Source organism: Neobacillus cucumis (assembly GCF_016908975.1).
Taxonomy (GTDB): Bacteria; Bacillota; Bacilli; order Bacillales; family Cytobacillaceae; genus Neobacillus; species Neobacillus cucumis.
In genome coordinates, this window is the sequence record NZ_JAFBEX010000004.1 from 274,561 (window position 1) to 287,679 (window position 13,119).

Below are 13,119 nucleotides of genomic sequence, written 5' to 3' on the forward strand. Positions count from 1 at the left end.
TTCATAAAAATGCAACTAAAATTGCTTATTCACTAGCCTTTACAAAATTAGCTGATGCCGACTTTTGCTGTGAGCTAAGACTAACGATGACAAAAACCAGCAAGGACAGGATAATTGGCAGAACGACCGTATGAACACCAAAGGGATTTGGATAAAAACGATCTAATAGAATATAAGAACTCATTCCGATAATCATCGATGCAATGGCTCCGTACTTGTTACCTTTACTCCAATACAAGCCCAAGATTACCGGCCAAATAAAGACAGACTCAAGACCACCAAAAGAGAACAAATTCAACCAAACAATCAAATCAGGCGGACTTAACGCTAGGAAGATGACGATTATCCCAATAACAGCTGTTACACTAAAACTCACCTTTTTAATAAGGGAATCCTCTGCATTAGGCTTGATGTAATTTAAATAAATATCCTTTACCAAAGCAGAACTCACTAAAATCAGCAAGGCATCGACTGTTGACATAATTGCAGCCATTGGGGCAGCAAGTACAATGCCGGCTACAAACGGAGGCAAGACTTTCATCGATAACAGCGGCATAACCGTATCACCGATTTTTACTCCTGGCAGTACTGGCCTTGCAAATACGCCGATTAAGTGCATCCCAAGCATAATAAAACCAACAACAATCGTTCCAATAATAATGGCATTATGCATCGCTTTTGAGTTTTTATAGGACATCGCTCTGACCGCTATTTGCGGCAAGCCGACAACCCCGACGCCAACAAGGATCCAAAAAGAGGAAACATAAGCAGGTGTCAAATTACGTTCGGCACCATACGGACTGATGAGATTTGGGTTCTCCGCTGCTAAATCAGCAATAATTTTAGGAATTCCTCCTCCAGCTTTAATGGTAGCAATCAGTAGAATTAAGGTTCCTAAAAACATCACGACACCTTGAATCGTATCCGTGATGGCAACCGCTCGAAAGCCGCCGACAATGACAAAGACGAGCACGGAAAGGACAAAAATCAATAAGGCGTATGTATAGGGCACGCCTGTCAGCGATTCTACAAGTCTTGCCCCGCCAATCCATTGGGCAGTCATCGATGAAAAAAGAAAAATGATAATGCTTACCGCTGACAAGATCACAACGGTCTTACTTTGATATCGTTCTTTTAAAAAATCAATCAATGTAATCGCCTTATACTGACGTGACACAATGGCAAACTTTTTCCCGAGAACCATTAAGGTAAAATAACCTGTCACCAGCTGAGACGCAGCAAGCAAAACCCATCCCAACCCTTGTGTATAGGCAATACCAGGACCGCCGATAAAACTGCTGGCACTCCCATAGGTGGCGACCATCGTCATGGCTAAAAGGAACCCGCCCATTTGCCGCTCTCCTAAGAAATACTCTTCCAAAAACGAATTAGATTTCAAGACAAACTTATTGGACCAAATGCCGACGGCAAAAATAATTAGTAAGAACAGAATCAATGGTGTAATGACAGCCCAGTTCATTTGTTTTCCTCCTCATTCACTTCAAACGGTATATCTTGGAAAATATACTTTACCGTTACAATCACCAGAACAATCATAATGATGGAGCCAAGAATGCAGCTGTAAAAGAACCATGCTGGCAGACCCCACACGTATGTATAATCTTTGACATTGGCTGACCCAAGTCCGTAGGCAAAGCCGTACCAAATGATAAAGTTGATAATCATGAGAATAATTCCAATAAGTGCCTCTTTATGGGCAATCTTAAAACGCTTGTCCAACGAATTCACCGATTTTTTCACTATTTCACCCCTAGTATGTATACTCTATTAGTTAGATTTTTTCCAAGTTAGAACATTTTACCATACAATAAGACATTTTTTTATTATTTGAGGTTTTGAATGAGTTTTGCATACTCTGTTAAGATTCAATGCTGATTTTCGTGTAGGTATGAGAAATCATAAGCGGAGATTTTCCGTTTAACTGCTCTAAATAAGACAAAATCAAAAGATTTGGATCATATAAACGGAAAAACTTCCTCTATTTTTAAGGAAATAGGGGTATTTCCCAATTTAAACGGAATTTTGCCGTTTATTTTTCAAACACAGTGAAATCAACCTTCAGGTAAAACAGAGCCTTTTTATAAAAAAATACCCGCTATGAATCTAGCGAGTATGACTTCTCATATTTATATCCGAAAAATGAGCATCAGCAAGGCAGAAATGATGGCCAAAATACTACTCACACCAAAAGCAGTAAAAGCACCGAATGATTGCCACAAAAATCCTGCCATTACACTTGCGGGTAAGGCAGCTATACCTATTAAGGCATTAAAGGTTCCCAGCGCCATACCCCGTTGTCCTTCTGGTACCATATCTGAAACATAAGCCTTTTGAATCCCTTCCGTCGTTGCGTAGTACACCCCATAAACAAAGAATAAAACCCAAATCCCCGAGACCGTATGGACCAGGCCAAAACCAAGATAAATAAGTGCAAACATGAGATAGCCGGTTATTAACACGGGGCGTCGGCCGATACGGTCTGAAATCATGCCAAAAGGAGTAGAAAAGATACTGGTAACAATGTTGTAGGCAAAATAGGTCAACGGGATATACGCCGCAGCCATACCCACATCTTTCGCTCGTAAAATTAGGAATGCATCAGAGAAGTTCCCTATAGTAAAGAGTAAAGTGATCAATGTGAACCACACAAAACGTGGGTGAAGTCCCTTGAAGCTAATCTTCGGCAGCCTTTTCACACTGCTTGGTGGTGTTTTTTGATTTCTTTTATCTTTTAAAAAGAAGATAAGGAGCAATGTTGCCACTAATCCCGGGATTGCCGAAAACCAAAAGACAGACTGATAGCTTCCGTTCCATAGAGTCAGAATCATGTAGGTCACCAAAGGTCCAAGAGCTGCCCCTAAAGTATCCATGGACCTTCTAAATCCAAAGGCTTTTCCACGTTCCTCTTTTGTCGTCGTATCGGCGAGGATGGCATCACGTGGTGAAGTACGAATCCCTTTACCAATACGGTCAGCAAAACGAATAAAAAGAACCTGTCCCCACGTGGATGATAAGGCGAAAAAAGGTTTGATCAGATTGGAGAGTCCATAACCTCCTACCATTAGCCATTTTCTTTTGCCAAATCGGTCAGACATCCAACCAGAGAAAAATTTTAAAATGCTTGCTGTGCTCTCCGCAATCCCCTCGATAATCCCCAGTGTCCCGACTTGTACATGTAAGATGGAAGTTAAGTATAAGGGAAGGATTGGAACAATCATCTGACTCGAAAGGTCCGTCATAAGACTTACGATTCCAAGAACTAAAATGACTGAATTTAAGCCCCAAAATGGTTTTCTCGTTTCTTTTTGTTGTTCTGAATCCATCACTTCACCCCTGCTTAAATAATTTCTATTAGATTCCATTGCTGATTGGTAAAAGCACTTCTACGTCCGTCCCTGACCCTTCTTTGCTTTTTATTTTAATGTCACCTTTATGCAGTTTAATAATACTCTTAGCAATATGCAGGCCCAGTCCAGAACCTCCAGTTTCTCTGCTTCTTGCTTTATCTACCCGGTAAAAACGTTCAAAAATATTAGCTATTTCATTCTCTGGGATACCAATACCATAATCTTTAATATGAATAATGGCATTTTCATGGTTCCTTTCTAAAAAGACTTCAATTTTATCATGGCTATATTTAATGGCATTATCAAGCAAGATGATAATAACCTGCTTGATCTTTAACTCATCGGCATAAATAGTGATTGGCTTTTCTTCAAAGGAAAGTATTATTTCTCTTTTATATACATCTTTAAGTTGTTTTAGAATGATATCGCATAAAGAAACCAATTCTACTTTATTTATTTCTAGTATGTTTTCTTTCTCTAAATTAGCTAGGTCTAGAAAAGTCTCCGTCATTTTCTGTATTCTGTTTGCCTCTGAATGGATAGCGTGGATGGCCTCGTCCGCCATCTCTTTATTTTCTAACCCATGCCTTCGTAAGAGATTGGCATAGCTCTTAATCACCGTTAAGGGCGTTTTTAATTCATGTGACGCATCTGAAACAAACTGAGATTGCTTCACCATATTTTCTTGAAGTCTATCAATCATACGATTAAATGTACTTGCCATTGTTTGAAGCTCATCTTTCGTTTCATTTTGCATAATGATCTTTTTAGGAACACCGCTCTTCTCAATTTCTTCCATCGTTTTGATCATGTTTGAGATAGGTCTCATAATTAGATTAGCTAACCATTTGCCTCCGAGTAAGGAGAATAAGACCCCTAAAATTGTACAAAATCCTAAAATCCCACGAAGAATTTCTTTTCTCGTTTCTAGACCCGATAACAATTCCCCAATTTCCAGACTTTGATTTTTGTTAATCGGTACACGAACAATCAGTACTTCCTCTTCTCCATTTTCCTCCGAAATCAAATGTGTTTGAGCCTGCTTTGACTTTGTATATTTTCCCTTTATTTTTTTTAAGAGTTTTGGGTCATTGTATACTTCATCCATCACATTGTTTTTCGGTTGAATGATTCTTATGAATGAATGGTCTGTTAAATAATCTTTTAACTCTACCTTAACATTTGTAGAGGATGGATGTTTATTCCATTCTGTAAGAATATCATCTGCCTTCTGAAAAAGAACTTTTTCTTCCATATTTACTGTTGTTTTCATAAACAAAAAGAAGACCACAAAATTAATAATCATTAAGATGGTCAACATCCAAACAGTTGTTAGAAGATTAATTTTTGTTCTGATCTTCATCCGTTGTCTCCTTTATGGTAAAACCAACTCCTCTAACGGTCGTTATCAGATGAGTGGAAAATCCTTCATCTATTTTTTTTCGCAAGTGGGTAATAAAGACATCAATTACTTTGGTTTCTCCTTCGTACTCATACCCCCAAACGTTATTGATAATGCCTTCCCGTGTAACTACTTTATTTTTATTCATGACTAAATAAACCAAGAAGTCGTATTCTTTCGGTGTTAAGGAAATGGTTTTATCATTCCTTTTAACTTCTCTTGAATCCGTATTAATAATCAAATCCTCTACTTTTAATATCGATTCTTCTCCCTGTGATCCTACTGTTTTTGGATTATTACGCATACAGGCACGGATACGTGCTAATAATTCCTCAATTTCAAAAGGTTTTGTAACATAGTCATTAGCACCTTGGTCCAATCCCGCTACTTTATCAAATGTGGTATTTCGGGCTGTTAATAGAATAACAGGAATATGACGATTCTCCTTTCTTAATCTCCTTAATACCTCAATTCCACTTAATCTTGGCAGCATAACATCTAATAAAATTAAGTCGATATTAGTATGCAAGGCCGTTTCTAATCCTGCTTTACCGTCATGTTCAACTGTGACTTGATAACCCTCATACTCTAATTCCACTTTTAAAACACGAGCTATTTGCGTTTCATCCTCAATTACAAGAATATGTGTTTTCAACTCCACTCATCCCCTCATACAATCTTGATTAATTCTTTCCTATGACCAGTCTCAACATTTCAAACAACAAGAAGTTAAAAAAGATCCAGACGCCTCCATATACATATCCTCCAAAAATATCACTTGGGAGTAAATGGGTCGATGCAATGTTTGAAACGGTTAATCCTACTAGTAGTAATAAACCCAATAGAGGAACATATATGGACATATATATCTTTTTGGAATGACGAATAAGTAAAAATATACATGTCCCATAAATGATGAAGATCATAGTGGCCTGTAAATCAGGGAAATTGGCGGAATGAAATTTACCAACGAAACCAAAGGACTGAAGAAACGAAAATGTTTTGGTAATTAATTCATGAAAAGGCAAGGCTCCGAATAGGGAAACGATAAGTAAAACATATTCTAATACCCTATTTTGACCTTTTATCCAAATGGCAATGATCGATATAGCGATCATACTGCCAAGGGCAAACGGTTGTTTGAATACTAAAAATCCTTTCATCCAGCTCATATAAATAACAGAATGAATGAGGTATTCTGCAATTTCATTAAACATTGTAAATTCGTTATCTAAGTAATCTTGAGCCATTCCCAGCATCAACGTCACCATACCGATTAATACTAAGGTAAGAAAAATAAAAAAGATTTCCGTTTTTCTTATTGTTTTAAGTCGATTGGTTATCCAATTAATAAATTGAATAAATATATTTTTAATTTGATTTTTATAAAACCGATATGCAAAAAATGCAACTAACAATATCGCAAAAACGATTAGGAAGATGATAAAATATTTACTTGCTGCTTGATGAAAAGCTTCCCAGTGAGGTCCTAATACTTTTCCTAACGTAATAAAACAAACTCCCCATAAAAAAGAACCTATATAAGCTGGAATAATAAATTTTCGAAACGGCATTCGAGAAATCCCTGAAACATAACCTGAAAAATGCCTTATACCTGGAATAAAATAAGCAAAGACCAACAATTTGCTGCCAGACCGTTCAAACCAGGCAGCTATTTTATCATATCTTTCAGGTCCGAGATGGACATATTTCCCATATTTTTCGATTAGTTTATATCCTCCGGCCCTCCCAATCCAATAGGTTACCGTTACTCCTGCACCACCTGAAAGAAAGACTGTCAGGAGTGCCAAGATATAATTCATCTTTCCTTGGAACACAAAATACCCCGCATAACTCATTAAAAATTCCCCTGATATCGGCAGCGCCATGAGTTCTAGAAAAATGCCTATAAATAATATGAGATAACTGTGCTGTTCAAATAAAGTAATTAAGTGTGACATATGAATGCCTCCATTTTTCAAGAAAAGCGCAAGCGCCTTGGTAGCCCCGATATGGAAGACTTGTCGAAGGCCTAGGCGCTAGAGCTAGACAATTCTCAAAGTAAAAAACTAAGTCTACATATAATTTAGCACGATAAAAGCATCCATTTTCTATGTTAATCAATTCTTAATCGACTATTAAGAGAACAAAAAGATTTGAGATAAAATAAAAAAGCTGCAACCTCGAAAAGGTTACTAGCTCTTTTAAAATAGAAAAAATTAAAGTTTTTTAACTCTAATTGGACTTACCATTAAAAGAGCAAGTATTAAGGTAACCCACGCATTGCTATATAAAAAGAAACCCATACCTGCCAATGGCAAACCTGCTGCTGGGATAGGAAGTCCTTTAAAATAACCAATGGTGGGTTTAACACTAAATTTAGCTAATCTTAATGCCCCCATCATGGGAAAAAGAACGAAAGCTAAAGATGTTAAAATGGATGGCGGTGCAATGGAATGAAATAAAAGTGCAGGAGCAACTCCGAAACTAACAATATCAGCCAAGGAATCTAATTCTACCCCAAATTCACTGTTCACTTTTAGTGTTCTTGCAATTCTTCCATCAAGAAGATCAAAAACAGCCGATAAAAAAATCAAAACGGCCGATGCTTCAAAAAAACCATTCATATTACATGTAATGGAAAGAACTCCGCATAATAAATTTCCCATCGTAAATAAATTAGGTATAGCTCTTACTACACGACTAACCAACTAGGTTCCCCCCTGACATCAAACACCATTTAATAGCATTTGTATTAAAAACCATCCTAACCAAATGTTTTTTGCATCTTAAGGATTTCTTAACCTTTTCTTTATAAAATAAAAAGTTTGCTTTTATATACTTAGATTACCCAGTTTTGGATATCAGTATCATATTTGATGGATGACATTGTTTCATAAAGTTATGGGTTTATAAATTAGGGAGGTACATAAATGAAAAAATTAGTAGAGGCGACTATGCAGCGCGCGATTCTTATGATTGTGTGTGTTGTCATTATTTTGGCTTGGGGAGGTATATCTGCCTACCAGATGCAACGAGATTATTTGCCTGGGATTAACAATACTACCCTTTCAGTCAGTATGAGAGTTCCTGGTTTACAGGCGGAACAAGTAAAACAGCAAGTAACCGATAATCTAGCAAGTGCAGCCAAGGTAGTAGATGGACTTTCTAATGTAGAAAGTACTTCTTATGACGGAGGCTTGTTTATGAGTTTGTATTTTCCAATGAATACAGACATGAAACAAGCGGAGGATCAAGTAAACAAAGCATTAGCAAATGCAGACCTTCCGTCAACTATTACAACCACTCCTTCTGTAACACGATTAACAACAAGTTCATTCCCCATTTTGACTTACAGCTTAACAAGTTCAAAATTAGATGAACAAACACTACGTTCCACTGCAACACAAGAAATTGTCAAACAATTAAAATCTGTTCCTGGTGTATCGGATGTATCCGTAATCGGTGGAGCAAAAGATGGATATGTTTTAACTATCCGTATGAAAGACTTGATGAAAAACGGATTAACATTGGATGATGTAAATAAATCGTTTGCTTTAGCAGTTCCATCCATGCCTCAAGGAAATATTGTAAACAACCAATTATCAATTCCAGTGTCATTTGATGGATTACCATTAACGGTACAACAAATGGAGAGCGCAACGATTAAGAATAAGGCAGGTCAGGTCATTCCTGTATCAGCTTTTGGTACTATCACTCACTCATTAAATGACGTCAAAACCGTTTCAAGAACAAACGGAGCACCAAGTGTTACATTAAATGTAATCAAAACACCATCATCTAATATTACAGATGTAGCAAATCAAGTAAAAGACCGTGTAGCACACCTTCAATTGGATACGGTAAATCCAAAGGATGTTTCGTTTAAAATTTTGTTAGACCGCGAAAAAGAATTAAACAGTTCTCTTTTTGGCTTAGTACGCGAAGGTTTGCTCGGCTGTTTATTCTCTATGATTTGTGTATTCTTCTTTTTCCGAAATGTAAGAAGCACCTTATTAATTGCCATTTCATTGCCCATTTCATTACTGGCAACCACAGCTTTCTTAAAATCAATGGGTATCACGTTAAACATTTTAACTGTTTCAGGTTTGATTGTAGCAATGGGTCGTATTGTCGATGACTCGATCGTTATCCTAGACAATATGTATCGAAAGCGCGAAGAACAGAAGGAAAAACCATTACTTTCCATTCTTGCATCATCTGTTGTTGAAATGATTCCAGCAATTTTAGGATCAACGCTTACAACGATTGCTGTATATATTCCGATTGCTTTTGTCGGAGGCGTAATCAGTGCTTCATATAGCGGATTTGCATGGTCTGTCGTTATTGCCTTAATCGTTTCATTCTTTGTTGCGATGCTTGTCATCCCTGCCCTTGCTTTCATGGGATGGAAAGGCGGAAACGGAGAGAAACAAACAGTCAAGCTCGATTCAAAAATGAAACCAATCTTGCAATCGGCTTTTAAACATAAGAAAGCCATGATTATTATTTCGATCTTAGTGCTCTTGGCTGCTGGCACTTATTCCGCATTCCTTCCTGTAAGTTTATTACCTAGTGGAAAAATCGGACAAATTGCCATTAAAGCAGAATTGCCAAAGGGAAGTACCTTAATTCAAGTGGATTCTGAAGTACAAAAAATTGAAAAAACGTTAAAGGATAATCCAAAGGTTGCTGCGTATTCATCCAATTTTGGGTCTACCATGACGCCTCAAAGTGATGATGTGTTTGACCAAGGTGGTGGCTTTATCACTTATCCAAACGTAGCTAACCTAGCCGTTGTATTGAAGAATGATAAAGATGCTGATTCAGTCATTAAACAATTACAACAGCAGTTGCCGTCATTATCAAAAAATGTTACTTATACGGTGACAAGCCAGAACATCTCTGGCGATGATTCACAAATGCGTATTCTGTTTACAGGTTCAGACCAAGCAACATTGGATCAAGTAGCTCAAGAGGCAAGAACTAACCTTTCAAAAATTGCTGATCTAAGTGTAGATGGAAAAGTGGATTTAACAAATGGTGCACCTAAGTATAAGGTTACTTTTGACCAAACAGCGATTCAAGATAAAGGTGTAAAAGTAGCTGACATTCTAACGGTGATTAATCGTTATATGTCCTCATCGAAAGATGCTACCGTTACAGTTGACCATCAAGCACTTCCTGTAGACCAATATTTAGATCAAATTTCAACTGGAACGAACTCAGGCATTTCGTTAAACGCAACTGCCGATGATGTTTTAGCTTCTCTTTCTGCTGAAACATTACCTGGAACGAATGGTGAAATGGTACGATTTGACCAAATCGCTAAAATTTCAAAGGATACCTCTCCTTCTACCATTAGCGAACGAGATGGTCAGCCATTCTCCCTTGTGACAGCACAGATTACATCAAATGATATTAGTAAAGTGTCAAGCCAAGCGGAGAAAGCATTAGGCAACATGAAGCTTCCTAAAGATGTAACGTATTCAATGGGTGGTATTACTCAGCAAGTAAAAGATATGATTTTCGATATGTCAGTTGCAGTGGCATTTTCAATTCTTTTAGTGCTACTGATTACTTCTTCTATTTTCAAAGGATGGAGAGCACCGTTATCCGTACTTTTAAGTATTCCGCTTGCTTTGAGCGGTGTTGTCATTGCACTTATCCTATTCCATGGAGAATGGAATTTAGCTGCATTAATTGGTGTTCTTATGCTAACAGGTATAGTAGTGACCAATGGAATTGTGTTAATTGACAAAATTGAACGAAATAGAAAAGAAGGTATGCCTGTAAAAGATGCTGTTTTAAGTGGCAGTCTATCAAGGATTAGACCGATCTTAATGACGGCCGCAGCAACTGTCCTTACGTTATTACCACTTGCTTTTTCTCATAATGCCGACACAGTTATTTCTCAAACACTAGGTATTGTCGTCATTGGTGGTATGGTAACATCGACAATCAATAGTTTCATAATCATCCCGATTATTTATGAATGGCTGCATAAAAATGTGGCAAAGGATCAAGTGAATACGCTCGATAAAGATAGTATTAGCAAAGCCTAACCTCAGGTAGAATAAGAAAAGCGCAAGGCGCCCGCCTATCGGCGACAAGCACAAGACGAGCCGGCCGAAAGGTTGTCTTTTAACCTTTCGGACGGATTGGCTTGTGACCTCGAGCCGATGGCGCCTGGAGCTGGACAATTCTCGAAGTCGAAATTTATACTTTCTTATCATTTCAAGAAAGAACCCCTTTTTACTGGGGTTCTTTTTTGATGGATCATATTGTAGTTAATTATCTCTCCCCGGCTTGTAATAATAAGGATCGCCATCGTGTTCTTCTACTTCATTATTATCAATAAATAACGTCCCATCATCTAAAAAAGTGGCTAAAATAATCGTCTCTATTTTCTCCCCTACTTTCTCAAGCTCGTTCAATAGCCATTCCCGGTCTAGCTGTAAATACTTTAAATTATGGTAAACGATTTGGCCATCCATGATCAGTGGTATAGGGAGATACTCTTTCTTAACAGAGATGTTTAAATCATTCGGTTGAACCGGGCGGTAGTCCGCCTTAGGGATCACACTAATATTTCCGGTTTCCTCCATGATTGCAATCGCAATATTCTGTATATCTGTGTACCCTTTTACTCGTAAGTGTGATAATAACTCATTAATTGGCATCCGTGCCTTTTTCAACCCTTTTCGATCTATATCCCCATTATGAATTAAGACCGTAGGGCTTTCATTTAAGATCCATCTTAATTTATTATGTAACGATAAACGAATGAAAATTTTATATAAAATGACCGTAATGCCTGCATAGATGATAGCCTTTCCTAAATGATCATTCTCTACCGGGGTACTGATAATGTTTGTTAAGACAAAAATATATAATAAATCATAGGTGTGCATTTGTGATACAGCCTTTTTTCCTGTCACTCTTAAAAACAAATAGCCTGCCATAAAAACAATGATTGTCCGGTAAATGGTTTCCAACTTTGTCTCTCCCCTAAAACGACGTTGCTAATAGAAAAACTATCCTTAGTATTAGAAGTTTCGTCTGCCTCTAAACCTTTAATTAAAAGGAAAGCAGTTGAATCAAACTAATTAAAAAAGAGAGAAAAGTCTGTGATATATTGAATTATGCAATTTATATTTTTATTAAGAAAAAGAGCAGGTAGTGCAAAGAAGTAATAATGTATACCAATTAATTGTTATTGGAAGTGAAAAAATGTTCTATTTCTATTTTATGCTCATACTTGGAGCAGTGTTTGTCATAGGCGCAGTCATTGCCTTTATTGTGATGTTTGTTGATAAAAAATATCGATTATTAACTATCGGTAAAAGCCTTGTAGCCTTGATATTTGGTGTTTTACTTTTAGCAGTTACACTGCCAAGTCTAAAATATGTCATGCTAAAGGAATACGATGTCGTTAGTGGGAAATGTGTGATCGATATCAATTCATCAGGTCGTTCTTCTGAAGCGGACTTTAAAATGCTTGATTCAGATGAAGTATTCACTTTCAAGGATATTCCTGCACTTGATGCTTATGGAAAGTCAATCCCTTATTATTGTAAGGTGACCGCTACAAAAGACCATATGTTTGAAATTAGTTATAAAATATACGATATCAAAACACGAAAGTTAATCTTAACCGGTAAATAGTCTACTTGGATTAACATCCTGTTAGGGGACAATATGTTAAGTATCCTCTGACAACTATGTACATATTGAAAAACAAGACGCAAGAGGAACAAAAGCGCAAGCGCCCGTTTAGCGGCGTATGGCCTGGAGTGCTTCGACTGAGATAAAGGAAACACGAAGAGCGATAGCGATTTGATGTTGACTTATCGTAGGGAGAAGCGCGAAGGACACTAGCCGCTGGGCGCTGGAGCTGGACGTTCTAAACCTGTAAAAAGTTATCCACAATAACTAAATCTATAATTTTCTAAAAAATGAGAAAAAGAGTGGATTTCCACTCTTTTCTCCATTGTTTCTTGAATATTTCAGTTAAAAAGTAAAAGCTCGTCCAGTAAATAACCTGAATAGAGCAATGATTAAAGCGATACGGATTGCTAATCTTACTCTACGCCCATTTATTCTAGTTGCCAATATAATATGGTCACTTCCGACATATTCAAGTGTTCCAGTATATGTTTCTCTATTTGTGATAACTTCTACTTCTTTTCCGACAAGCTCGGATGCGAAATGCATAAAATCTTTTCTATTCATTAACTATCAACTCCTTTCTATTCTATTAAATGAACGATCTTCATCAATTGATTGGGTATTTGTTGGATAAGCTAATAATTTTTTCCTTAAGGTGCGTAATCAAAAGAACCCTTC

At 37.2% G+C, this 13,119-nt stretch carries 11 protein-coding genes; 2 read left to right on the top strand and 9 right to left on the bottom strand.

Annotated features, from left to right (window positions below; translation table 11 throughout):
• Positions 1-25 precede the first annotated feature (25 nt).
• The 7 genes from panF to pssA form a co-directional block, all read right to left on the bottom strand.
• Positions 26-1,480, bottom strand: a complete 1,455-nt coding sequence (gene panF / locus JOC76_RS07490) for a sodium/pantothenate symporter (protein WP_205176964.1) — start codon at positions 1,478-1,480, stop codon at positions 26-28.
• Positions 1,477-1,761 carry a YhdT family protein gene (locus JOC76_RS07495; protein WP_205176965.1) on the bottom strand — a complete coding sequence of 95 codons (285 nt, stop codon included), beginning with the start codon at positions 1,759-1,761 and terminating at the stop codon, positions 1,477-1,479. Before JOC76_RS07495 ends, panF begins: the two co-directional genes overlap by 4 nt.
• 386 nt (positions 1,762-2,147) lie before the next feature.
• A complete protein-coding gene (locus JOC76_RS07500; RefSeq protein ID WP_239557593.1) occupies positions 2,148-3,344 on the bottom strand; it encodes an MFS transporter in 1,197 nt (398 codons plus the stop codon).
• Positions 3,345-3,372: 28 nt separating this feature from the next.
• Positions 3,373-4,731: a sensor histidine kinase gene (locus tag JOC76_RS07505; protein ID WP_205176966.1), complete on the bottom strand. Its 1,359-nt coding sequence runs from the start codon at positions 4,729-4,731 to the stop codon at positions 3,373-3,375.
• Positions 4,709-5,425 (bottom strand): response regulator transcription factor, encoded by a 717-nt coding sequence (locus JOC76_RS07510; RefSeq protein WP_205176967.1) that lies wholly within the window; start codon positions 5,423-5,425, stop codon positions 4,709-4,711. The genes JOC76_RS07505 and JOC76_RS07510 overlap by 23 nt, the downstream gene beginning before the upstream one ends.
• Positions 5,426-5,453: 28 nt before the next feature.
• Entirely contained in the window at positions 5,454-6,731 is a 1,278-nt protein-coding gene (locus JOC76_RS07515) for a DedA family protein (protein WP_205176968.1), read from the bottom strand.
• A gap of 258 nt (positions 6,732-6,989) precedes the next feature.
• Positions 6,990-7,481 carry a CDP-diacylglycerol--serine O-phosphatidyltransferase gene (gene pssA, locus JOC76_RS07520; protein ID WP_205176969.1) on the bottom strand — a complete coding sequence of 164 codons (492 nt, stop codon included), beginning with the start codon at positions 7,479-7,481 and terminating at the stop codon, positions 6,990-6,992.
• Positions 7,482-7,703: 222 nt separating this feature from the next.
• On the opposite strand from pssA, the gene JOC76_RS07525 reads away from it, so the two are divergent.
• A complete protein-coding gene (locus JOC76_RS07525) occupies positions 7,704-10,835 on the top strand; it encodes an efflux RND transporter permease subunit (protein ID WP_205176970.1) in 3,132 nt (1,043 codons plus the stop codon).
• Between the two features lie 225 nt (positions 10,836-11,060).
• Here the strand turns inward: JOC76_RS07525 and JOC76_RS07530 are convergent, their stop codons facing one another.
• Positions 11,061-11,768 carry a DUF421 domain-containing protein gene (locus tag JOC76_RS07530; protein WP_239557594.1) on the bottom strand — a complete coding sequence of 236 codons (708 nt, stop codon included), beginning with the start codon at positions 11,766-11,768 and terminating at the stop codon, positions 11,061-11,063.
• A 184-nt stretch (positions 11,769-11,952) separates the two neighbouring features.
• Here JOC76_RS07530 and JOC76_RS07535 point away from each other — a divergent pair, with 184 nt between their 5' ends.
• Positions 11,953-12,438 carry a hypothetical protein gene (locus JOC76_RS07535; RefSeq protein WP_205176971.1) on the top strand — a complete coding sequence of 162 codons (486 nt, stop codon included), beginning with the start codon at positions 11,953-11,955 and terminating at the stop codon, positions 12,436-12,438.
• A gap of 345 nt (positions 12,439-12,783) precedes the next feature.
• On the opposite strand, the gene JOC76_RS07540 is transcribed toward JOC76_RS07535, so the two are convergent.
• Positions 12,784-13,005, bottom strand: a complete 222-nt coding sequence (locus JOC76_RS07540; RefSeq protein ID WP_205176972.1) for a DUF2642 domain-containing protein — start codon at positions 13,003-13,005, stop codon at positions 12,784-12,786.
• Positions 13,006-13,119: the final 114 nt, after the last annotated feature.

Coding starts and splice junctions, on each gene's coding strand:
- JOC76_RS07500 (WP_239557593.1), bottom strand. CDS start 3,344: ATGGATTCAGAACAACAAAAAGAAACGAGAAAACCATTTTGGGGCTTA.
- panF (WP_205176964.1), bottom strand. CDS start 1,480: ATGAACTGGGCTGTCATTACACCATTGATTCTGTTCTTACTAATTATT.
- JOC76_RS07540 (WP_205176972.1), bottom strand. CDS start 13,005: ATGAATAGAAAAGATTTTATGCATTTCGCATCCGAGCTTGTCGGAAAA.
- JOC76_RS07525 (WP_205176970.1), top strand. CDS start 7,704: ATGAAAAAATTAGTAGAGGCGACTATGCAGCGCGCGATTCTTATGATT.
- JOC76_RS07515 (WP_205176968.1), bottom strand. CDS start 6,731: ATGTCACACTTAATTACTTTATTTGAACAGCACAGTTATCTCATATTA.
- JOC76_RS07505 (WP_205176966.1), bottom strand. CDS start 4,731: ATGAAGATCAGAACAAAAATTAATCTTCTAACAACTGTTTGGATGTTG.